A 22,522-nucleotide genomic window follows, 5' to 3' on the forward strand; every position below is an offset into this window, starting at 1 on the left:
CCCCCCCCCCCCCCCCCCCCCCCCCCCCCCCCCCCCCCGGGGCCTTTTCGCTTCCTGCTTCCTGGTGGGGCGTTGCCTAGTGGAAGGTGACGGTGGTGCCGTTGCGGACGCTGCGGGCCGGGAGCGTGACGGTCAGGGTGTGGCTGGCCGCATCGAGGTGCCAGGCGGTCCTGGGCAGCCGGGTGCCGGACGCGGAGACCGCGCTCGCGGTGTCGACCCCGCGGAAGGCGACCGTCCACTGCCGGCTGGTGACCTGGCCGTGGAAGCTGCCGCGGGCGGCGCCGATCCGCAGGGTGTGGGCGCCCTTGCTCTCGGTGTAGTGCACGGCGGTGGTCGCCGAGCGGGCCGGCACCGCGGAGGTGCCGTCGTCCTCGTAGAGGGTGAACGCGCCGGAGGCGCCGGTGGTGACGGTGAGCGTGACCTTCTTCAGCGGGTTGTTCGCGTCGTCGGCGACGTGGTCGGTCCTGGTGGGCACGACCGCGCCGGCCTTGACGAACACCGGCATCGTGTCGAGCCCGGTGGTGACGGTCTGCGTGGTGCCGCCGGGGTAGGTCTTCCCGGTGAAGTAGTCGGTCCAGGTGGTGCCCGGCGGCAGCCACACCGAGGTGGTGGCGGTGGTGCCGGGCGTGGTGACGGGCGCGACCAGCACGTCGGAGCCGTACATGTACTCGCTGTCGGCCGTGGTGTAGGCGCTGTCCTCCTCCGGGTACTGGAGGTACATCGGCCGCACCACCGGGATGCCGGTGGCGTTGGCCTGCTGGGCGAGGGTGTAGGTGTACGGCAGCAGGTCCTCGCGCAGGTTGAGGAACTTGTCGGCGCTGGTACGGGCCGCGGTGCCGTACTGCCAGGGCAGCCGGTCGCTGTGGTTGCCGTGCAGCCGGTCGATCGGCTGGAAGGTGCCGAGCTGGACCCAGCGCGCGTACAGGTCGTCGGGCAGCTTGGTGGTGCTCTTCTGCGTGCCGCCGTCGGTGTACGTCTCGGCGCCCTTCAGGCCGGTGGTGTCGTTGAAGCCGCCGATGTCGTGGCTGACCGCGGACAGCCCGGTGGCCGCGGACTCGCCCGGGGTGTAGCCGACCTCGTACTTCAGGGTGCCCCAGCTGGAGGAGGTGTCACCGGTGAAGTGGACGGTGGTGCGCTTGTCCGCCCAGGGCCCGGTCGGCAGGCCGGTCGGGCTGCTGTAGCCGCCGGACTGGAGCGACCCGAAGGCCCGGGAGAGCACGAACCCGCGGCCGACGGTCTTGTCCGCGTCGGTGGCGTACTGCTGGTTGATCCAGGCGTCGGGGGTGACCCCGGCCAGCGTGGACTGCGAGTTGTCGCAGCACCAGTCGAGCCACCAGAAGTCGGCGCCGTCGCTCTCCATCGTCTGGTGCAGGTCCAGGTACGCCTTCAGCTGGTCGGGGTCGCCGAAGTCGAAGGTGTACGTGCACACGTCGCCGTCGCAGCCGGCCTTGGCGAGCTTGTTCTTCGCGGTGGCCTCGGCCTGCGCGAACTGCGGGTCGGTGCTGATGATGCTCGGGTGGATGTTCAGGGTGTTGTGCAGGCCCTGGCTCTGCGCCCAGTCGAAGAACGCCTTCTCGTCGGGGAACTTCGACGGGTCCATCTCCCAGCCGTCCCAGGTGGCGGGCGACTTGAAGTCGGTGTCGGTGACCAGCACGTCCAGCGGCACGTTCTCGGACCGGAAGTCGGGCAGGACGGTGTTCTCGTAGTCGGCCGCGGTGCGGTCGAGGTACTCGGAGTACCAGACGCCGTAGGCCCACTCGGGCAGCAGCTCGGAGGGGCCGGTGAGCGTGGCCAGGTCCCCCAGGGCCTGCTGGTAGTCGTGCCCGTAGCCGAAGAGGTAGCCGTCCTGGTAGGGCGTGCCGTTGTGGCCGGGGCGCGGCGAGGTGGTGCCGGTGGCGGTGGAGTACAGCGCCGAGGTGGTGTCGTCGAGCAGGTACCAGCCGTCCCGGTAGAGCAGGCCGGGCGTGGTGGCCGGGTCGCCGTTGTCGCCGTTGACGCCGTCCAGGCCGCGGCGGTAGCCGCCCAGGGAGATGTGCGGCTGCGGGGCGGCCGCGCTCTGGTCGGCGACGGAGACGGTGTCGGCGTTGACGTGGCAGCTGGTCGCGTCGGGGCAGCCGAGGGTGATCGTGTCGGTGCCCGCGCTCAGCGCGACGGGGACCGACGCGGTGCTCCAGGTGTCCCAGTCGGTGGTGGCCGGCAGGCTGAGGGTGCTGGTGGCGCCGCCGGCCGTGACCGTCATGGTGCGGGTCTGGTGCAGGCCGTCGCCGCCGGTGCCGTTGGCGTAGCGCAGCCGCAGCAGGTAGGTGCCGTCGGCGGGCACCCCGACGATCCGGTGGGTCAGGGACGTGCCCTGGTTGAGTTCCGCGACGAAGCCGGCGCCGGAGTAGCCCTTGTGGTCGGTGGCGGTCTTCGCGTTGCCGGTGGTGCGGCCCGCCTCGGACTCGCAGCTGGTGCCGAAGGGGCAGTCGAGGATCGCGGTGGTCGACGCCTGGGGGTAGGACGCGCCGGGCGTGACGACCGCGATGCTGTCGAGGTTGACGTGGCCGGTGTCGGCCGCGGTGTGCGCCAGGGTGACCGTGTGGTGCCCGGCGGTCAGCGTCAGCGGCACCTTGGCGACGGCCCAGGTGTCCCAGTCGGCGGTGACCGGCATGCTGACGGTCTTCGCGGCGCCGCCGTCCACCGAGACCGACAGGGTGCGGGTGACGTCCTTGCCGTCGCCGCCGACGGCGTTGGCGTAGCGGGCGTCGAACTCGTAGCTGCCCGCCGAGGTGGCGTCCACGTCGGCGGTGACCGCGTTGCCGGTGGCCTCGAAGCCGGCGAGGAAGCCGGTGCCGGTGGCCCCGGTGTGGTCGCTCGCGGTGCCCACGCCGGAGGCGGTGAGGCTCTCCGCCTCGCACAGCTCGCCGACGGCGCAGGTCAGGCCGTTCCACGGGGCGGCGGTGACCGCGGCGCTGCCGGCGTTCTGCTGCACCGTCAGGTTCTGCGCGGTGAAGGCGCCGGAGTCCAGCTTGTAGCGCAGCGTCACCTTGCTGGTCTTGACGGTGAGCCAGCCGCCGGCGGTGGAGGAGGTGTAGGGCGTGCTGGTGAAGGAGTCCCGGCCGATCGCGTTGAAGGTCGGGCTGTCGGTGAACTGGCCGTCCCCGGCGTACTCGGTGCGGATCAGGGTGGGCGAGAGCACCTCGAAGCGGGCGTCGCCCGCGGTGACCGTCGGGATGTGCGGGCGGGCGCTGCTGTGCGCGGACGCCGCCTGTCCGGTGCCGGTCAGCACCGTCGCCACGGTGGCCGCGGCGGCCACCACCGCCAGCCGCCGCCGCGGGGTCCGGGTCCGGCGGCGGGCCTGTGCGGCGCTCATCGGGCCACGCTCAGCAGGGCGAAGATGCCGCCGACCACCGGGCGGGCCTGGAAGCCGCCGCTCTGCCGGTCGTTGACCGTGTCGTACCAGTCGGTGAACGGCACCCGGGTCGGGGTGGTGTGGACGAACTCGTAGAGGGAGTCGATGAGGTAGCCGCTGACCGGGTGGTCGCGCAGCCAGGCCGCGGTCCACATCTCCCAGTCGGCCTTGGTGTAGGCGTGCCGGTTGTCCAGCGGGATGCCGTGCTGGTTGACCTGGGTGAGGTACCAGGCCGCCTCGTCGGCGGCGACCGACTTCGGGACCAGCCCCAGGCCCAGCAGCGCGTCGGGGTAGCCGTTGTACTTCAGGCTCCAGGTGCCCGGCTGGTCGTAGGCGAGCTTGAGGTGGTCCCCGCCGGAGTCCCCGCTCGTGTCCCCGCCCGTGTCCTGCGCCTTGCCGACCCACTGGCCGATGTAGTCCTTGGCGACGCCGAGGTAGCGGGTGCGGTCGGCGGCGTTGCCGGCCGCGGCGGCGACCTGGCTCATCGCGCCGAGCGCGAGGATGCCCTTCAGCGCGAGGTTGGCGCTGTGCCCGATGAACCCGGTGAAGTCGTCGGTCTGGTTCTGGTAGCCGGGGTCGAGGGCGTTGTCGACGAGGTAGTCCGCCCACTGCTTGAGGATCGCGTAGTGGCCGGTGGCGAAGGACTTCGCGTCGGCGGCGGAGGCGCCCTTGAGGTACGCGGCCGACATCAGCAGCATGTTCGCCGACTCCTCGACGGGCATGTCCTCCTCGTTGCCGTCGTTGTGGCCGCTGGCGTTGGGGTAGGAGGAGCCGATGTCGTGCTCGGCGAACTCCTTGGGCCAGCCGCCGTGTTCGGCGTACTCCAGCATCGGCGCCAGCAGCAGTCCCAGATAGGCCGGGTCGGCCCAGGCGAAGACCGGGACCGTGGGGTAGGTGACGTCGATCGAGGAGACGTTGCCGTCGGAGGAGATCTCCTTCAGCAGAGCCCAGGGCTTGCCGTCCTTGCTGACCAGTTCGGTGGCGCCGTACGCCTGCCGCAGCGCCAGCGCGCACAGCGCCGCGTACTTCGCGCCGCCGGCCGCCGTGGCCTCCTGCCGCACCTTGCGGTCCAGCGCGGCGGTGCGGGCGGCGGCGGTGGTGAGGTCGCCGTGGAAGAACGCCGCCATCTGCTGCCAGGTGGACCAGTACGACTTCCACAGCGGCGGCAGCGGCGTGCCGAGGTAGCTCACCGCGGGCTCGCGCACATGGCCGAGGGACAGCACCGTGTGCTGCGCGGCGCCGTGCACGCTGCCGAGGTCGAAGTGGAAGGCGAAGACGGGCCAGGCGTCGTTGATCGCGCGCGGCTGGCGGCTGTCGGTGGAGCCGTCGAGCTTGCCGTCGGTGAGCGCGGCCGGCCGCACCGCGGTGTCGGCGCCGATCTGCCAGGTCAGCCCGGCGCGGTTGGTGGCGCTCCACACCACGGTGCCCCAGGTCGCCATGTCGCCGTTCTCCGCCAGCGACTTGGTGCCGTCGGGGCTGAAGGACAGCGAGGTGAGCGAGCCGCCGCCGGCGCCGGCGACCTGCTCCGCGGACCAGCCGATCTTCGTGCCGGAGTCGTTGTGCGCCCACTCCCCGGAGATGTCGAAGTACAGCTTCACGTCGTGGGCGGCGCCGTCCGCGCTGCGCACGTCGGCGGTGACGTACGTCAGCGGCACCGACTGGCGGCGCAGGTCGCCGGGCTCCACCGGGGACAGGAAGGTCACCGTCAGCTCCACCCCGGCCGCCTCGAAGAGGAACACCGAGCGGGTCGCGGTGGTGGTCAGCGAGCGCTGCGCCATGCCGCGCAGCACCTGCCCGCTGATGTTGGGCGCGCCGAGGAAGAGGAACGGCACCCCGTCGATCTGGGCGATGCCGACCATCGCCATGGTGCGGCCGGTCCAGAACGTCGGCCAGGTGCCGACCGGGCTGCTCGCCGGCAGCCAGGCGCTCAGGTACGGCGAGCGCACCGCCAGCGGCACCGACGGCGGGCGGATCGGGTCGAAGACGGTGGTCACGGTGCTCACGGCCGAGCCGTGCGCGCCGCTGTCCGCCGTGGCGCCGGCCGCGGCCGCCGCCGCGGGCGCGGGCGCGGCCTGCGCGGCGCTGACCGCGCCCGGCAGCATGCCGGCGCTCGCCGCACCGATCCCGACGACGCCGGCCGCTCCGGTCCAGCGGATCAGGCCGCGCCGGCTCATCCCCGGCTCGGGCCCGGCCGCGGCGGCCGGCTGCACGCCGTCCGCTCCGGCCGCGGATGGCGGGACGTCGTTGTTCCTGTGGGTCATCTATTCCTCCCGGGACCGCTCCGGTGCGGAGCGGGATGGCAGGGGCAGGCGCTCCGGCCGGTGCGGCGGCAGGCCGGAGCGGGGGGTGGCGGAGGGTCCGCCGTGGAGATTCCTACAACGATGTAAAGAGGGCAGGATGATGACAGCACAGCCCGCATGTCATGTCCATCCCTCGAACTCGACGGGTTTCCGCCGTGTTTCGCGTCCCGCCGCCACCGTGCGTGCGACCGCGCCGACAAGGGGAAATCCTGACCCGGCGGCAGGTTTGAGGGCGCCGTCGAGCGGCGCGGACGACACGCGGGAGGGGGTGGCGGGGGTCGCCCGGGAGCAGCCGGGCGGTGTCCGATCTTGAGGCGTGCGGGCGGATTCCTTACATCGATGTAAAGACCCGTCGCAGACCCGCCGCACCGGGTCCGACCTGCGCTCCCCGGCCCGGGAATCGCCGGCACGCCCCTTGACCGGCGGCGGCCCGGCAGTGGGAGAATCCGTAGGTTCGTGGTCGGTTCTGTTCAGTCCTGGTGAGGTGTGGCACCTCCCGGCGGGTGCCGGCCGCACGCGTCCACGAGAGGGGTCCCGCCATGGCGGCCGACCGCACATCACACCCGACCGCCGGGGCGTCCGCCGCCGCTGCCGCCGTCCCGCCCGCTCTGGCAGGCGCCGCCGACGAAGCCGCCCTGCCCAGGACCGTGGAACTCGCCGACGGCTGGCGCTTCGCGCTGGTGGACCTGTGCGACGTCACCGACCCCGCCGGCGCCTACGCGGACGCCGCGACGCCGCAGTACGACGACTCCGGGTGGCGGGCGGTGCGGGTGCCGCACGACTGGAGCATCGAGCAGACCCCGACCACCGACCACCACACCACCAGCGGCGGCGGCTACCTCCCCGGCGGACTCGGCTGGTACCGCACGGCGTTCGCGCTGCCCGCGGCCGCCGCAGGCCGCCGGGTGGGCATCGAGTTCGACGGCGTCCACATGGACAGCGACGTCTACTGCAACGGCACGCTGCTCGGCAACCACCCTTACGGCTACACCGGGTTCGCCTACGACCTCACCGGCCTGCTGCACACCGACGGCCGCACCGCCAACGTCATCGCGGTCACCGTCCGCAACCAACTGCCCAGCAGCCGCTGGTACTCCGGCAGCGGCATCTTCCGCCATGTGCGGCTGGTCCTCACCGACCCGGTGCACGTCGCCCGGCACGGCGTCCAGATCACCACGCCCGGCCTCGCCACCACCCTCGACCCGGCGCACGGCACCGCCCACGCCGCCGTGCACGCCCGGGTCGAGGTGGTCAACACCACCGGCGGCGCGGTCGCCGCCACCGTGCTCGGCACCGTACGGGACCGGCACGGCCGCCAGGTGGCACGGTCCGCGACGCCCCTCCCGCTGGCCGCTTCCGCGCAGCCCCAGCCGGCCACCGCCGAACTGCGGCTGGAACAGCCCGAGTTGTGGTCGCCGGACACGCCCGCGCACCGCTACACCCTCACGACCGAGGTCCTGGTGGGGGACGCGGTGGTGGACACCGTCACCACCCCCTTCGGCGTACGCCACTTCACCCTCGACCCCGATCGCGGCCTGTCGGTCAACGGCGTGCACACCAAGCTCAAGGGCGTCAATCTCCACCACGACCAGGGCGCGCTGGGCGCCGCCGTCCACCACGACGCGATCCGGCGGCAGTTGACCCTGATGAAGTCCATGGGCGCCAACGCCGTGCGCACCGCCCACAACCCGCCCGCGCCGGTGCTGATCCGGATCTGCGAGGAACTGGGCCTGCTGCTGGTGATCGAGGCGTTCGACTGCTGGCGCACCGCCAAGTGCGCCTACGACTACGGCCGGTTCTTCGACGAGCACCACGTCGGCGACATCGCGGAGATGGTCCGCGCGGCCCGCAACTCCCCCGCCGTGCTGATGTGGTCGATCGGCAACGAGGTGCCCGACACCACCGAGACCGCGGGGCTGGCCATGGCCGACGGCCTGATCGCCGCCGTCCGCGCCCACGACACCACCCGCCCGGTGGTGGTCGGCTCCGACAAGTACCAGCAGCTGCCGCCGGCCGGCTCCCCCGCCGACCTGCTGCTGGCCAAGCTCGACGGCCTGGGCCTGAACTACAACAGCGCCGCCACCGTGGACGAGCTGCACGCCCGCCACCCGCACCTGTTCCTCTTCGAGTCCGAGTCCTCCTCGGCCACCGCCAGCCGCGGCACCTACCAGGACCCGCAGGCCCTGAACACCGGCGAGAACCACACCCCCGGCCGCCGCGCCACCTCCTCGTACGACAACAACCTCGCCCGCTGGACGATGAGCGGCGAGTACGCCCTGAAGAAGGACCGCGACCGGCGCTTCTTCGCCGGGCAGTTCCTCTGGTCGGGCATCGACTACATCGGCGAGCCCACGCCCTACAAGGTGTTCCCGGTGAAGGCGTCGTTCTTCGGCGCGGCCGACACCGCCGGCTTCCCGAAGGACATGTACCACCTCTTCCGCAGCCAGTGGACCACCGAGCCGATGGTGCACCTGGTGCCGATGGACTGGACCGGCCACGAGCCGGGCGAGACCGTCGAGGTGTGGGCGTACTCCACCGTGGACACCGTCGAACTGCGCCTGAACGGCCGCTCGCTGGGGGTGCGCCGGTTCGACGCCAAGAAGACCGCGGACGGCCGCGACTACCTGGAGACCACCGAGCCGACCGGCGACGACAAGACGGTCACCACCGGCCCCTACCCGGGCAGTTACACCAGCCCCGGCGGCAGCGCCGGCAAGCTCCACCTGACCTGGCGGGTGCCCTTCGAGCCCGGCGAGCTGACGGCGCTCGCCCTGCGCGACGGCGAGGTGGTCGCCACCGACGTGCTGCACACCGCGGGCGCGCCGCACGCGATCCGGCTCACCCCGGACCGCGCCACCGTCACCGCCGACGGCGACAGCCTGGTCCACGTCACCGCCGACGTGGTCGACGCGTCCGGCGTCCTGGTGCCCGACGCCGGCCACCTGCTCACCTTCGCCGTCACCGGCGGATCGCTGGCCGGCCTGGACAACGGCCAGCAGGACAACGCCGAGCGCTACCAGGCCACCACCCGCACCGCCTTCCACGGCAAGGCGCTGGCCGTGGTCCGCTCCGGCACCGCCTCCGGGCCGCTGACGGTGACCGCGAGCGCCCCCGGGCTACGCGACGGCACCGCCTCGATCCCCACCACCCCCGCCACCGGCCCGGTCGCCACCACGCCCCCGGCCGTCTTCGCCCCCGACCCCGGCCCGGGCGAGCCCGCCTACCCGATCGCCGACGCCAGCTTCTCCGGTTCGCCCGCCAGCACCCCCCAGGCGATCCACGACGACGATCCCGCCACCGGCTGGTCCAACGCCTTCACCAAGGCCGCGACCGGCCTGCTGCCCGCCTTCGACGGCGCCCGCCGCGCGGACTGGTACTCGATACGGCTGCGCAATCCCCGCACCTTCGACAGCGTCTCCGTCCGCTTCACCGTGGACGACACCCACGCACTGCCCGCCGAGGTCACCCTGTCCGCCTGGATCGACGACCGCTGGACGCCGGTCCAAGGCCAGGTCGTCACCTGGGCCACCGCCAGCGACGAGCCCACGATCATCGCCTTCGCCCCCGTCCGCACCGCCGCCCTGCGCCTGGACATGACCAGCTCCGCCCCCGGCACGCCCGCAGGCGCCCTGCGGATCAGCGCGGTCCACTTCACCGTCCTCGGCGTGTGCAGCCGGGGGTAGCGTGCGCGCCCGGAGCCGGGGGGCGGAGTTCCGAAGGTCATAGTGGAGAGCGCGCCCCTCCACGTACGATCACGCAATGGCTGACATGACCGACACCACGCCCGGCTGGCTGGCTCCCGAGGACCTGGAGCTGACCCGCGCTCGTATGCCGATCCTCTACGTCGACGCCGTACCGGTGCGGGTCGACGACAACGGAGAAGTCACCCACATCGGGCTGCTGCTGCGCATCGGACCGGACGGCACGGTCAGCCGCAGCCTGGTCTCCGGCCGGGTGCTGCACCACGAGCGGGTCCGCGACGCGCTGGTGCGGCACCTGGAGAAGGACCTCGGGCCGGTGGCGCTGCCGCGGGTGCCGGCCTCGCTCCAGCCGTTCACCGTCGCGGAGTTCTTCCCGACCGAGGGCGTCACGTCCTACCACGACCCGCGGCAGCACGCGGTCTCGCTCGCGTACGTGGTGCCGGTGGCCGGGGACTGCCGGCCGCGGCAGGACGCGCTGGACCTGGTCTGGTTCACCCCCGAGGAGGCGTCCTCGCCGCAGCTCCAGGAGGAGATGCCGGGCGGCCGCGGCATCCTCCTCAAGCAGGCCCTGGCCCACGTGGGCCGCCTGGCCTGACGGTCCCCGGCCGGTCCGGGCCGGGGGCGCGCTACCCGGTGTAGGAGTCGCCGGTCACCGTGACCTGGCGGCCCTCGGCGGTGGTGGTGGACGTGGTGCTCAGGCAACTGCCGGAGGACGGGTCGGTGACCGTCGGCAGACCGCCGGTGTAGTCGGTCCCGTCCTCCGTCCCGACCGGGGCCCCGTAGGTCACGGTGACCTGCTGGCCGCACCCGGCGGTCAGGTAGGGCTCGATGAAGCCGCTGTCGGCCGCCTTGAACCGGCCCGACGCCGACGGCAGGCTGAAGCTGCCGATGTGCGTCACCGTCGCGCCGGTCGCCTCGTCCACCACGTCCCCGGTCATCAGCTGGGTGTCGCCGGTGACGCTCGCCAACTGGAGCACCAGCGCGTAGGTGCGGCCCTTGGTGTAGGCGAAGCGCGCCGCGCAGCTCACCCCCGCACCGCCGTCGGCGCCGTAGGAGCAGTTGGCGTCGGTGGTGGTGGCCGCGGCGTTGAAGGAGCTGAACACCGCCTGGAGGGTGGGGTTCCCGTCGGCGTCCGCCTCCTTCGGCTGGAAGCCAGCGTAGGGGCGGGTGCCGCTCTCCAGCGTCGTGTAGTAGGCGAAGTAGATGCCGCCGGCGGCGGGCGCGGACTCGAAGGACATCGGCAGCGTGAGCCGGCTGACCGGGGTCGGTGCGCCCGTGCTCCAGGTGGAGGTGGGCGTCGAGGCCCACGACTGCCCGGTCATGGCGACGCCCAGCAGCGCGGCGGCGCCGGCGACGGTGGCCGAGCGCAGCAGTGCGCGGCGGGGGCGGCGGCCGAGGAGTGAGGTGGGTCGCATGTCATCTCCGTTCGTGGGGGCGGTGCATGGCTGCGGTGCGGTGGAACGGGTGGTGCGCGCCGGTCGGTTGGGACCCGGACGGTTGCGGGCCCGGGCGGTCGGGGGGCCGGGCGGTAGGGGGGCCGGACGGACGGGGGCCGGTCAGTTGCGGGTCCGGGCGGTCTGGCCGCGGTCGAAGTAGGCGGCCAGGTCCGGGTCGAGGGGAGGTACGTCGCGGGGGCGGCCGCCGTCGCGCAGCGACTCGGTGGCGCGCACGCCCGCGGCGACCGCCATCCGGGCGGCCACCGGCGAGGTATCGGTGCGGCCGCCGTCGCGCACGAAGCGGACGAACTCATCGATCAGCAGCGGGTCGGCGCCGCCGTGGCCGCCCTCGTCCTGGGCGTCCGGCACGGCGTGTTCGGCGTCGGCGTCGGCCCGGTAGCCGGAGCGGCGCGAGTTCCAGACCTTCACCACCGCGCCGGGCCCGTCGCCGAAGTTCTCCAGCCGCCCGGCGTCGCCGATAACGGTGTAGTTGCGCCAGTAGTCGGGGGTGAAGTGGCACTGCTGGTAGGCGGCCAGTACCCCGTTGTCCAGGCGCATGTTGACCAGCGAGACGTCCTCGACGTCGATGACGGGGTTGAGGTCGCGCTGGGTGCTCGGCGGCCAGTGGCCGTCGCGGGTGTACCAGTCGGCGGTCTTGGGCTCGCCCGGCGCGCGGCGGTGCGGGTTGCCGCCGTACACCATGAGGTCGCCGAGCGCCTGGACGGTGCGGGTGTAGCCGCCGGCGATCCAGTGCAGGACGTCGAGGTCGTGGGCGGCCTTCTGGAGCAGCAGGCCGGTGGTGTGGCGGCGTTCGGCGTGCCAGTCCTTGAAGTACCAGTCGCCGCCGTATCCGACGAAGTGCCGGACCCATACCGCCTTGACGGCGCCGATCTCGCCGCGCGCCACGATGTCCCGCATCAGCCGGACCACCGGCATGTGGCGCATGTTGTGGCCGACGTAGAGGGGGGTGCCGGTCTCGTACGCGGTGCGCAGGATGGTGTCGCACGCCTCGACGGTGATCTCCAGCGGCTTCTCCAGGAAGACCGGGGTGCCGGCCCGCAGCGCCTGGCAGGCGAGTTCGGCGTGGGTGTGGTCGGGGGTCAGCACCAGGACGGCGTCGATGCTCCGGTCGGCGACGACGTTGCGGTGGTCGGCGACGGTCCGCACGCCCGGCAGGTCGGTGGCCGCCTTCTCGCGCGCTGCCGGGTCCGGGTCGGCCAGCAGTGTGACGCGTGCGCCGTTGCCGGGGCGGTGCGCGGTGCGGGCCAGCGAGCCCCGCAGGCCGTAGCCGAGGACGCCGAGGGCCAGATCCGTGGTGGTCACGCGGGTATCAGTCCTTACGGGCGGGTGCCGCGCGAAGCGACGGCACGAGTGCGGGTGCGGGCGCCGGGCGGCGCCCGGGGTGGGTGCCGCGGCCGGTGCGGACGAGGTGGGCCGGGTCGCGGCCGGGTCCGGACCGGCCGCGGCGGTCGGCGGGTCGGGCGGTCAAACGGTCAGGCGGTCAAACGGTCAGGCGGTCAGGCGGTCAGCGGGGCGGTGCGCGGTAGGGGCCGGCGGTCAGGAGTGGACGCGTACCTCGGCGAGGCCGATCCGCCCGGCGGTGGTGGCGGTGATCCGCACGTAGCGGCCGCGGGCGTGCAGGTGGTCCACGGTGGTGGGGCGCAGTGCGGTGCCGCCGAGGTGCACCGTGGTGGCGTGGGCGAAGTCGGGGGTGGCGCTGATCTCGATGTCAGCGTCGGCGGTGGCCATGGTGGCGTCGTTCCAGATCTCGATCCGGTCGACGGACCGGACCGCGCCGAGGTCGGTCTGCCACCAGGCGCCGGGCCCGGCGAGGGTGAGCGCGTCGGTGGTGGTGTCGCCGTCGACGGCGTTCGCGGCGCTGGCGGTGCCGTCGGTGGTGGACTGGCCGGCGGTGCTGCCGCGGGCCAGGTCGGCGCTGAGCGGTTCGACGTGCGGGCCATCGGCGCCGGCCCGGGCGGCGATCGCCACGGCCTGCGCGGGCAGGGTGTCGAGCCGGGTGTGGTTGCCGGTCGCCACCGAGCCGGTGCCGGCCAGGGCCGGGGCGTCGGTGTCGGTCCAGTTGCCGGTGGCGGTGTTGTCGATGCCGTAGTCCGCCCAGTTGGAGATCCACTTGTAGCCCAGGCGGGTCAGGACGTTGCCGGTGACGGTGATGTGGGAGGACTGCTCGTCCAGGTAGATGCCGTTGCCGTCGCGCTCGGTGTTGCCGTACGCGGAGCGGTTGACGTAGTTGCCGGAGATGACCGTGCCGGGCTGGTCGCCCTGGGTGTAGATCGCGCCGCCGTCGTGCTGGCCGCCGGCGACCGCCATGACGTCGGTGATCCGGTTGCCGGTGACGCGGTTGTCGCGCAGGACGGACGTCTGCGCGCCGGGCTGGTCCCAGCCCCATCCGACGGAGATGCCGGAGTACGGCAGGTGCTCCAGCGTGTTGTGGTCGACGGTCAGGCCGGCTTCGTAGCCGGCCCAGATCCCGGCGGCGTCGGTGTACTCGGCCCCGGCGTGGTCGATCGTGTCGTAGGCGACGGTGTTGTCCCGGCCGGCCAGCTCCGGGGCGGGGTCCGGGTCGGTGTCGCCGACGTAGAGGGCGCCGGAGGACAGGTCGGTGAAGGTGGAGTGGGTGACGGCGGAGTCCTGGGTGCCGTCCTGGAGTACGGCTCCGGCGCCGCCGAGGTGGGTGAAGTCGGCGTCCTGAACGTGTATCCGGCGGCCGCCGTCGACGGTGAGCGCGCCGGCCGGCTTGGTGTAGTAGCGGCCGGACTGGTCGGCGGGGCCGCTCGCGCCGGTGAGGGTGAGGCCGGCCTGGGTGCCGGCGTAGCCGTCGCCGGTGTCGGGCTGGTGGTAGGCGGCGTAGGCGAAGCCGAGGCCGGTCAGGTCGAGGTCGTGGGCGTGGTCGAGGACGACCAGCTGCTCGGTGGCGGGGGTGACGGCCTGGGCGCGGCGCATGTCCTGGCCGGGCCGCGGTAGGTAGGTGACGGTGCGGTCGGCGGAGTTCCAGGTGAACTCGCCGGGGGTGTCGAGCAGTTCGGGCGCGTTCTGGAACCAGGCGACGCCGGTGTAGCGGGTGGAGTCGACCGTGGTGGTGTCCCAGGAGGGCCCGGTGCGGCCGGTGCCGCTGGAGGAGTCCGCCCAGCAGGGCTGGGCGAGGGTCATCTCGTCGCCGCTGACGCCGGTGACGCGGCACTGGTAGTTCCGCCAGCGGACCTTGATGACGGCGGTCACGTCGGTCGGGCGGGCCGATCCGGCGATGCCGCTCGCGACGGCGCCGGTCAGGCCGTCCTTCGTCGCGTGGCAGACGCTCGCGGCGCACGCGGCGCCCCGCGCGGGTGTCGCCCGCTCGCCGTCGACGAAGAGCTGGCGCGGGGTCACCCCGGCGGGCACGGGCGCGGTCCAGGTGCCGTCGGTGTGGTGCGTCCAGCCGGTCAGGGTGCGGCCGCCGGTCAGCACGGGGTGGGCGCCGGGCGCGGCGGCCCAGGTCACGGTGTGCCCGTCCCGGCCGGAGTCGGCCGCGCCGAGCGTCAGCGGTGCGGTCAACGGGTAGTTGCCGTCGCGCAGTTCGACCCGTACGTCGCGGGTCATGCCGCCGGCGACGGCGGCGCGGACCTTGGCGCGCGCGCCGTCCAGGGAGCAGGGGTGCGCGAGGTCGCAGGTGTCGCCGCTGCCGGTGGGCGCGACGTGGTAGACCGCCGGGGCGGGGGACGGCGCGGACGCGCCGGGCGCGGCGGCACCTGCGGCGCCGGCGGGCAGCAGGAGGGCGGCAAGGGCGGTGGTGGCTGCGGCGAGTACGGCGCCGGCGGTCCGCTTCACGCGTTCACGCTCCAGTCGGGGTGCCCGGGCATCGGCGGGTTGACGGCGCCGAAGAGCCAGTCGCGCAGGAAGGGGTCGAGCGAGGGGTCCCCGGTGACCTGCACGGCGTGCCGGATGAAGTCCTCGCTGGAGGCGTTGGCGTTCTTGAAGCGCTCCGGCCACAGCCGCATGATCCGGTCGAACCGCTGCTGGCCGGCCCGCATCCGCAGCGCGTACAGCACCAGCGCGCCGCCGTCGTAGATGTTGGTGCCGCCCAGCCCCTTCGGCAGCCCGGGCGGGCCGTCGGCGGCGCGTACGGCGTCCAGCAGGCCGTAGGTCTGCCGCATCTTGTCGGCCAGCACCGACCAGCCCTGCTCCTCGCTGTACAGGGCGGCGTAGTAGGTGGCGGGGCCCTCGTTGAGCCACGCCTGCTGCCAGTTGCTGGGGGTGACCGAGTCGCCCCACCACTGGTGGGTCAGCTCGTGCACCATGGTGTTCTCCCACGTGGGGTTGCCGGAGGCGGTGGGCTTGAACCAGTTGGTGCCGAACAGGCTCAGCGTCTGGTTCTCCAGGGCGTCGGTGTAGCCGCCGTAGATGTGCAGGCCGTACACCGAGAACGGGTAGCGGCCGAACTTCGCCTCCAGCCAGGCGAGATGGTCCGCGGTGCGGGCCACGATCGGGGCGTAGGTGTCCTCCTGGCCCTGCGGGACGACATGGCGCAGCGGCAGCCCGGTGTGGCTCGCGCCGTACAGGTAGGTGCCCTTGACGACGGCGATCCCGCACAGCTCGGTGGGCATCGGCTCGCGCAGCGCGAAGTGCCAGACGGCCGAGCCGTCGGCCCGGGGGGTGGTGTGCAGCAGTTCGCCGTTGGCGGCGGCCACGTAGCCCTCGGGGGCGCTGAGGTGGAAGGTCCACTCGGCCTTGTCGGAGGGGGTGTCGTTGCAGGGGAAGAAGGTGTCGGCGCGCGAGGCCTGGGCGGCGCAGGCGAAGCCGCCGTCGGCGCCGAACACCCAGCCGGACAGCCCGGACCGGGGGTCCTTGCCGTTGCCGTGGTAGTGGACCTCGACGGTGAAGGCCGCCCGGTCGTGCAGCGGGCGGGCGGGGGTGACGGTCAGCTCCTGGCCGCTCTGGCCGAGCGAGAGCGCCCATGCGGCGGCTTTCCCGTCCACGGTGACCTGGTCGATGGTGTGCCCGTCGGTGTCGAGGTTGAACGCCGAGAGGTCCTGGGTGGCGCGGGCCCGGATCGCGACCACGCCGGTGTAGTCGTAGTCGACGGGGGTGAAGTCGAAGGTCAGGTCGTAGTGCGTGACCTGGTAGCCGCCGTTGCCGAGGGTGGGGAAGAGCGGGTCGCCGGCGCCGGCCGCGCCGGGCCGCGGGTCGAAGCCGCGGGCGGCCGCGGAGGCGGGGGCGGTGCCGGCCACGGCGGCCGCGGCGGTGGCGGCCGCGGCGGTGGCCCCGGCGCGCAGCACGGTCCGGCGTGCGGGCGCGGCGGGTACGGACGGCTCGGCGGGTACGGACGGCTCGGCGGGCAGGGCGGGCTCAGCCGGCAGGGCGGGCGGCAGGGTCACTTCGCGCTCCCCTTCTGCGCGGCTTCCTCGAACTCGGTGCGGGCCTTCTCGCCGCCCGCGGCGAGGTAGTTCTTCGTCAGCTCGCTGTACCAGGACATCGGCTTGCGCCCGGTGATGAGGTCCTTGGTGCCGTCGCCGAGCAGCGTGTTGAGGCTGCCCGCGCCCTTGGAGTCCCAGGTCGGCGAGGAGTAGCCGAGGGTGGGGTCGGGGATCATCATCGGCACGAGCACGGTGTACGCGTCGTGGGAGTAGCGCACGCCCGCCTCGGAGGTCGCGCTGAAGACCGCCGGCACCGCGGAGCCGAAGAACTTCCACGGCACGGCGATGTCGGCGCTGCCCTTCGTGGTGAGCACCGGGTTGCCGCCTGCGTCCCGGGTGAAGTCGGTGCCCTCCACGCCGTAGTTGATGAGGGTGTACTCCACGCTGCCGAACGGCGATGCGGCGAAGTCGGCGAATGCCAGCAGCTGCTTCACCCGCTGCCCGGACGCCTTCTTCAGGTGCACGTTCTGGAGCGAGACGTTGTCCATCCAGCTGACCGCGCTCTTGCCGAACGGCACCATGGGCCGCGGGTCGAAGCTCTTGTCGACGGCCTTCATGGCGTCGACGTAGCCGGTGCTGGGGGTCAGGTACGCCGGCATGCCGTCGTAGACGTAGGCGGCCTTGCCATTCTTGAACAGGTCGGTGTACTTGGCCTTCTGGGACCCCGACATGCCGATCGACCCCGGGTAGTAGCAGCCCGCCTTGTACAGCGTGCGCTGCACCTCGATCGCCGTGCGGAACTCGTCCGTCTCCAGCTGGTGGGTGAACTTCCCGGTCCTGGCGTCCATCCGCCAGGACATGGGGGAGCCGGTGCTCATCGCCACCAGGTTGCCCGCGCCGGCCATGATGGCGTACTGGTCCTTCGACGGCCGGGTCAGCTCCTTGCACAGCTTCACGAACGCGTCGGTGTCGGCGATCTCGCGCGGGTCGGTGACGCCGACCTCGGCGAACAGGTCGTGCCGGTAGAAGCCGGCGCCGCCGGTGCCCATCCGGGAGATCGGCACGCCGTACAGCCGGCCGCCGAAGACGGCGCCCTGCCAGGCCGCCTTGGGGATCGCCGCGAGGTTCGGGTAGGCGCTGACCTTGGCGCCGGCCAGGTACGGGGTGAGGTCCGCGCAGGTGGCGGCGAGGAAGGCGGCCTTGTCGTCGACGCCGCCGGTCTCCGGGTACTCGAAGATGTCGGGCAGGCTGCCGCCGGCCACCATGGTGGAGAACTTGGTGGGGTAGTCGTCGCTGGGCACCGCGGTGACCTCGACCTGGCCGCCGAGCAGCTTCTCGATCGCCTGCCAGGCCGCGTTCTTGCCGCGGCCGGGCGGCGGCGGCATGAACGTCTCGGAGGTGGCCCGCACCGGCTGCGCGCCCGCCAGCGGGGTGCCCTTGGTGGCGCGCAGCGGGGTGGCGGGGTAGCGGAAGAAGCCCTGCGGGACGCCCGCCGCGGTGCCCGGCAGGTCGGCCTTGACGCCGATGTCGCGGACGGTGGTGGCCGGCAGCAGGTCCGCGGCCTTCGCGGACGCCTTCGCGGTGCTTCCGCCGTCGCCGCAGGCGCTGAGCACGGGGGACGCGGTCAGGCCCACGCCGACGCCGATGGCCGAGCGCAGCAGCGATCTGCGGCTGAGGGAGGGAAGGGCGGAACGGGACATGTCTCTCCTTGCCAGGAGTGGGGCGGGGTGCTTGCGGGAGGGTGCGGGCGGACGAGCGGGGGGACGAGCGGGGGGACTCAGCCCTTGACGGCGCCGGTGAGCACGCCCTTGGTGAAGTAGCGCTGGAGGAAGGGGTAGACGAGCAGGATCGGCACCACGGCGATGACGAGCACCGCCATCTGCACGGCCTCCTGGGGCGCGACCGTCTCGCCGGTCGCGGCGCCGCTGAGGCTCTGGCCTTGGAGCACATAGCTGCGCAGCACCATCGGCAGCGGCCACTTCGCGGAGTCGTCGAGGTAGAGCAGCGCGTTGAAGAAGGCGTTCCAGTACGTCACCGCGTAGAAGAGGCTGACGACGGCGATGACCGCCTTGGACAGCGGGAGCACGATGCTGACCAGGATGCGCAGGTCGCCGGCGCCGTCGATGCGGGCCGCGTCGAGCAGTTCGGTCGGCAGGTTCATGAAGAACGCCCGCAGCACCACGAGGTTGAAGGCGCTCATCAGCGTCGGCATGACCAGCGACGCGTACGTGTTGTACAGGCCGAGGTTCTTGACCAGCAGGAAGTTCGGGATGATGCCGGCGTTGAAGAGCATCGTGACCAGTGCGGTCATCAGGATGAAGCGGGAGCCGGTCACCTCGCGCCGGGACAGCCCGTAGGCCATGCCGATGGTGAACAGCAGGCTGACGAGGGTGCCGACAGCGGTGACGCCGATGCTGACGAACAGCGCGCGCAGCACCACGCCGCCGGTGAAGACGGTGCGGTAGGCGGCGAGGGTGGGGTGCGCGGGCCACAGCACCAGGCCGGAGTTCTTGATGATGTCGGACTGGGAGGCGAAGCTCGTCGCGATGATGCCGATCATCGGATAGGCGACGGCGGCCACCACCAGGACCAGGATGACGGCCTTGCCCCAGCGTCCAAGCAGGCTGGGCCGCTCCATCCACGGCGGCCGGCCCTCGGGCGCGCCGGCCCGGCGGCGGGCGGCGCGGCGGGCCGCGAGGAAGGCCCGGGCCCCGCCGTCGGACGCGGCGGACCGCGCCCGCGCGCCCGCGGATCGCGTGGTGTCGGCTGTCTCAGCGGTCAGCACCGCGGTACACCCCCTCGTGGCCCAGCCGGTGGGCGAACTTGTTGGCGCCGACCACCAGCACGGTGCCGACGACGGCCTTGACCAGGCCGACCGCGGCGGCGACGCCCCAGTCGTTGTCCTGGATGCCGTGGTAGTAGACGTAGGTGTCCAGGACCTCGCCGGCGTCCGGCCCGACCGCGTCGCGCTGGAGCAGGACCTGCTCGAACCCGACGGAGAGCAGGTTGCCGAGGTTGAGGATCAGCAGCAGCACGATCACCGGCGAGATGCCCGGCAGCGTGACGTGCCACAGCCGCCGCCAGGGGCCCGCGCCGTCGATGGCCGCGGACTCGTACAGCCCGCGGTCGATGCTCAGCAGCGCGGCGAGGATGATGATGGTGCCCCAGCCGGCGTCCTTCCAGATGGACTCCAGGGTCAGCAGCCACGGGAAGGCGTGCGGGTCGGACATCATGTCGTAGCGCGGCAGCCCGACCTTGCCGAGCAGGTGGGGCAGCAACCCGGCGCCGCCGAGCACCTGCTGGAAGATCGAGACGATGATGATCCAGCCGATGAAGTGCGGCAGGTAGACCACGCTCTGCACGAACCGGCGGACCTTGCTGCTCAGCACGCTGTTCAGCAGCAGTGCCAGGGCGATCGGCACCGGGAAGAAGAACACCAGCTGGACGACCGCGATCTCCACGGTGTTGCGGGTCGCGGACCAGAACGCCGGCTGGGAGAAGGCGTCCGAGAAGTTCGCCAGCCCCGTCCAGGTGCTGTGCATGTAGCCGAGGTAGGGCTCGTAGTGCTGGAACGCCACGACGTAGCCGAGCAACGGGACGTAGTGGAAGACCACGAAGTACAGCAGGCCCGGCAGGGTGAGCAGCAGCATCACCTTGTCCCGCTTGAGCCGCTGCCACAGCGACAGCTTGTGCACCGGCGGGGCGGCGGGCCCGGCGGGCTTGCGCCGGGCGTTCATCGGGGGGCCTGTTGCGGTGTCAGCCATACGACGGGGTTCCTGTTCGACGAGGTGGCGCAGGAGTCGCCCTGGGCCGCGCCGGGTGTGTGATCGGTCCGGTTCTGCTGCGAGAACGTAGTAAGCGATTACGTCGAGCGTCAATAGTCTTCATGAAACGTCTGTGTTTCCTGGCGTTCCGACCGTCGATGCCCGCCACCGGAAAACCCGTGGTCAGATGCCATGTGTGGCCGCGCACCGCATGGTTGGGCGCCGACCGGTTTCTTGACGGCCGCCCCGGCGAGTGCCTAGCGTGCCTCCTGTCCGTAGTACACGTTTACTGTCCGGAGGCAGGGTGCGTAGCATCGATGAGGCGTCGACTGGTCCCGCAGCGGACGCCGACGGTCCACCGAGGCGGCCGCGCGCGCTGATCACGATGAACCCCGGCCAGGTCGACGAGGTCTTCCCGCCGGACGTCAGGCGCCGCCTGGCGCAGGTCGCCGACCTGCGCCTGGCGCACCCGGTGGACGACTTCTCGGCCGGCCCCGCCGCGGCCGAACTCGCCGACGTCGAGGTGCTGGTGACCGGCTGGGGCTGCCCCCCGGTGGACGCGGCGGTGCTGGCGCGCGCGCCCCGGCTGCGCGCGGTGGTGCACGCCGCGGGCACGGTGCGCACCTTCCTGTCCCCGGAGGTCTTCGACCGCGGCATCGTCGTCTCCTCGGCCGCGGCCGCCAACGCCGTACCGGTCGCCGAGTTCACCCTCGCGGCGATCATCATGGGCGCCAAGCGGGTCATGCCGCTCGCCCGGCTCTTCCAGCACCGCCGCACCCACCGCACCGCGGCCGACCTGCGCCGCCAGCACTGGCTCGGCACCCACGGGCTGACCGTGGGGGTGATCGGCGCCTCCCGCACCGGCCGCCGGGTGACCGAGTTGGTGCTGCGCACCCTCGACGCCCAAGTGCTGCTCTACGACCCCTACATGAGCGACGGCGAGGCGGAGGGGCTCGGGGCGCGGCGCACCGACCTGGACACCCTGGTGGCCACCAGCGACGTGGTGACCGTGCACGCCCCCCAGACCCCCGAGACCCACCACCTGATCGACGCCCGGCGGCTGGCCCTGATGCGGCCGGGCACCTTGCTGGTGAACACCGCGCGCGGCGCCCTGGTCGACATCGAGGCGCTCACCGAACACCTGGTCAGCAACCGGCTGGACGCGATGCTCGACGTCACCGAGCCCGAACCGCTCCCCGCGCAGCACCCGTTGTGGACCCTGCCGAACGTCTTCATCACCCCCCACCTGGCCGGCGCCCAGGGCAACGAGGCGGCCCGGCTGGGGGCGCTGGCCGTCGAGGAGGTGGCCCGCTACGCGCGGCGCGAGCCGTTCGCGCACCAGGTGCGGCAGACCAGTTGGGAGTATCTGGCATGACGGCGGCCGACCCGGTTGGCGCGAGGTGGCACGACGGCGCCCGCCCAGACCATAGGCTCAGTGGAACCAGACAGCGGGCAGAGGGCGGCACGATGCGTCGGGCAGGAACGACACCCCAGGACGCGCCACGGCGCGCGACCGTCACCGACGTGGCACGGCACGCCGGTGTCTCCACGGCCACCGTGTCACGGGTCATGAACGGCAACTACCCGGTGGCCGCGGCCACCCGGGAGCGCGTCGAGGCGTCCATGCGCGAACTGGGCTACGTCGTCAACGCGCACGCCCGCGCGCTCGCCGGGGTGTCGGCCCGCACCGTCGGCATCGTCGTCAACGAAGTGATCGACCCGTTCTACGCCTACATCGCGCGCGGCGTGGAGCGGGAGGCCACCGGCGGCGGCCGGCTGTGCCTGGTCTGCTGCACCCAGGGCGACCCGCAGCGCGAACTCGCCTTCATCGAACTGCTCCACCAGCGCCGCGCGGACGCGGTGATCCTGGTCGGCGGCAGCGTCCAGGACCGCGCCTACGTGGCCGAACTGGAGCAGCGGGCCCACGCGTTGCACGCCGACGGCAGCAGACTGGTGCTGTGCGGGCGGCCGGGCATCGGCGGGGACGCGCCCACCGCCCAGGTCGAGTACGACAACGAGGGCGGCGCGTTCGCCGTCACCGACCACCTGCTCGCCCAGGGCCACCGCCGGATCGTCTACCTCGGCGGCCCGCCGCGGCTGTCCACCAGCCGCGACCGGCTGGCCGGCCACCGCCGCGCGCTGAAGGCCCGGGGCCTGGCCGCGGACCCCGCCCTGGTCCAGCACGGGCCCTTCAGCCGCTCCTTCGGCTACCGCCGGATGGCCGAACTGCTCGACGACGGGCCGGAGTTCACCGCCGTCTTCGCGGCCAACGACATCGTGGCCGCGGGCGCCGCGCAGGCCATGGAGGAAGCGGGCGTGCGGGTGCCGAAGGACGTCTCGCTGGTCGGCTACGACGACATCCCCGTCGCCCAGGAACTGCGCCCCCGCCTGACCACCGTGCACGTGCCGCTGGAGGAGATGGGGCGGCAGGCGGTGCGGCTGGCCCTCGCCGACGCCGACGGCGACGGCGACGACTGGCGGGCGCAGCCGAGCGGGTCCGTGCGGCTCGGCACGCACATCGTGGTCCGCGACTCGGTGGCGCCGCCCGGCGGCGGCAGCCGGGCCCGCCGGGGCTGAGCAGG

At 72.9% G+C, this 22,522-nt stretch carries 13 protein-coding genes; 4 read left to right on the plus strand and 9 right to left on the minus strand.

The genetic code is table 11. From position 1 onward, the window contains the following. Nucleotides 1-76: 76 nt before the first annotated feature. Complete coding sequence (locus AC3ERT_RS08320; protein WP_435131153.1) at nucleotides 77-3,352, minus strand: TIM-barrel domain-containing protein; 3,276 nt, start codon at nucleotides 3,350-3,352, stop codon at nucleotides 77-79. Further along, entirely contained in the window at nucleotides 3,349-5,652 is a 2,304-nt protein-coding gene (locus AC3ERT_RS08325; RefSeq protein ID WP_435173445.1) for a glutaminase family protein, read from the minus strand. The genes AC3ERT_RS08320 and AC3ERT_RS08325 overlap by 4 nt, the downstream gene beginning before the upstream one ends. A gap of 578 nt (nucleotides 5,653-6,230) precedes the next feature. Here AC3ERT_RS08325 and AC3ERT_RS08330 point away from each other — a divergent pair. Further along, a complete protein-coding gene (locus AC3ERT_RS08330; RefSeq protein ID WP_435173446.1) occupies nucleotides 6,231-9,374 on the plus strand; it encodes a glycoside hydrolase family 2 TIM barrel-domain containing protein in 3,144 nt (1,047 codons plus the stop codon). Nucleotides 9,375-9,459: 85 nt separating this feature from the next. Continuing rightward, nucleotides 9,460-9,987 (plus strand): NUDIX hydrolase family protein, encoded by a 528-nt coding sequence (locus AC3ERT_RS08335; RefSeq protein WP_335976930.1) that lies wholly within the window; start codon nucleotides 9,460-9,462, stop codon nucleotides 9,985-9,987. Nucleotides 9,988-10,018: 31 nt separating this feature from the next. Here the strand turns inward: AC3ERT_RS08335 and AC3ERT_RS08340 are convergent, their stop codons facing one another. From AC3ERT_RS08340 to AC3ERT_RS08370, 7 genes are all read right to left on the minus strand, one after another. Further along, on the minus strand, nucleotides 10,019-10,807 hold the full coding sequence (locus AC3ERT_RS08340) for a hypothetical protein (protein ID WP_435131148.1): 789 nt from the start codon (nucleotides 10,805-10,807) through the stop codon (nucleotides 10,019-10,021). A gap of 141 nt (nucleotides 10,808-10,948) precedes the next feature. After that, nucleotides 10,949-12,151 carry a Gfo/Idh/MocA family protein gene (locus AC3ERT_RS08345; RefSeq protein ID WP_435173448.1) on the minus strand — a complete coding sequence of 401 codons (1,203 nt, stop codon included), beginning with the start codon at nucleotides 12,149-12,151 and terminating at the stop codon, nucleotides 10,949-10,951. Between the two features lie 234 nt (nucleotides 12,152-12,385). Further along, a complete protein-coding gene (locus AC3ERT_RS08350) occupies nucleotides 12,386-14,650 on the minus strand; it encodes a galactose-binding domain-containing protein (protein WP_435173450.1) in 2,265 nt (754 codons plus the stop codon). Next, the gene (locus AC3ERT_RS08355; protein ID WP_435131143.1) at nucleotides 14,647-16,197 is read right to left on the minus strand and encodes a M1 family metallopeptidase; all 1,551 of its coding nucleotides are present in this window, start codon (nucleotides 16,195-16,197) and stop codon (nucleotides 14,647-14,649) included. The genes AC3ERT_RS08350 and AC3ERT_RS08355 overlap by 4 nt, the downstream gene beginning before the upstream one ends. Then, a complete protein-coding gene (locus AC3ERT_RS08360) occupies nucleotides 16,194-17,876 on the minus strand; it encodes an extracellular solute-binding protein (RefSeq protein ID WP_335976680.1) in 1,683 nt (560 codons plus the stop codon). Before AC3ERT_RS08360 ends, AC3ERT_RS08355 begins: the two co-directional genes overlap by 4 nt. 77 nt (nucleotides 17,877-17,953) lie before the next feature. Continuing rightward, the gene (locus AC3ERT_RS08365; protein ID WP_435173556.1) at nucleotides 17,954-18,814 is read right to left on the minus strand and encodes a carbohydrate ABC transporter permease; all 861 of its coding nucleotides are present in this window, start codon (nucleotides 18,812-18,814) and stop codon (nucleotides 17,954-17,956) included. Nucleotides 18,815-18,947: 133 nt separating this feature from the next. After that, nucleotides 18,948-19,940 (minus strand): ABC transporter permease, encoded by a 993-nt coding sequence (locus AC3ERT_RS08370; protein WP_435131139.1) that lies wholly within the window; start codon nucleotides 19,938-19,940, stop codon nucleotides 18,948-18,950. Between the two features lie 304 nt (nucleotides 19,941-20,244). Here AC3ERT_RS08370 and AC3ERT_RS08375 point away from each other — a divergent pair, with 304 nt between their 5' ends. Together AC3ERT_RS08375 and AC3ERT_RS08380 are read left to right on the plus strand one after the other, a co-directional pair. Then, nucleotides 20,245-21,315, plus strand: a complete 1,071-nt coding sequence (locus AC3ERT_RS08375; protein ID WP_435173452.1) for a hydroxyacid dehydrogenase — start codon at nucleotides 20,245-20,247, stop codon at nucleotides 21,313-21,315. 92 nt (nucleotides 21,316-21,407) lie between these two features. Further along, complete coding sequence (locus AC3ERT_RS08380) at nucleotides 21,408-22,517, plus strand: LacI family DNA-binding transcriptional regulator (protein WP_435131136.1); 1,110 nt, start codon at nucleotides 21,408-21,410, stop codon at nucleotides 22,515-22,517. Nucleotides 22,518-22,522 lie beyond the last annotated feature (5 nt).

The sequence above is a fragment of the Actinacidiphila sp. bgisy145 genome (genome assembly GCF_057708125.1).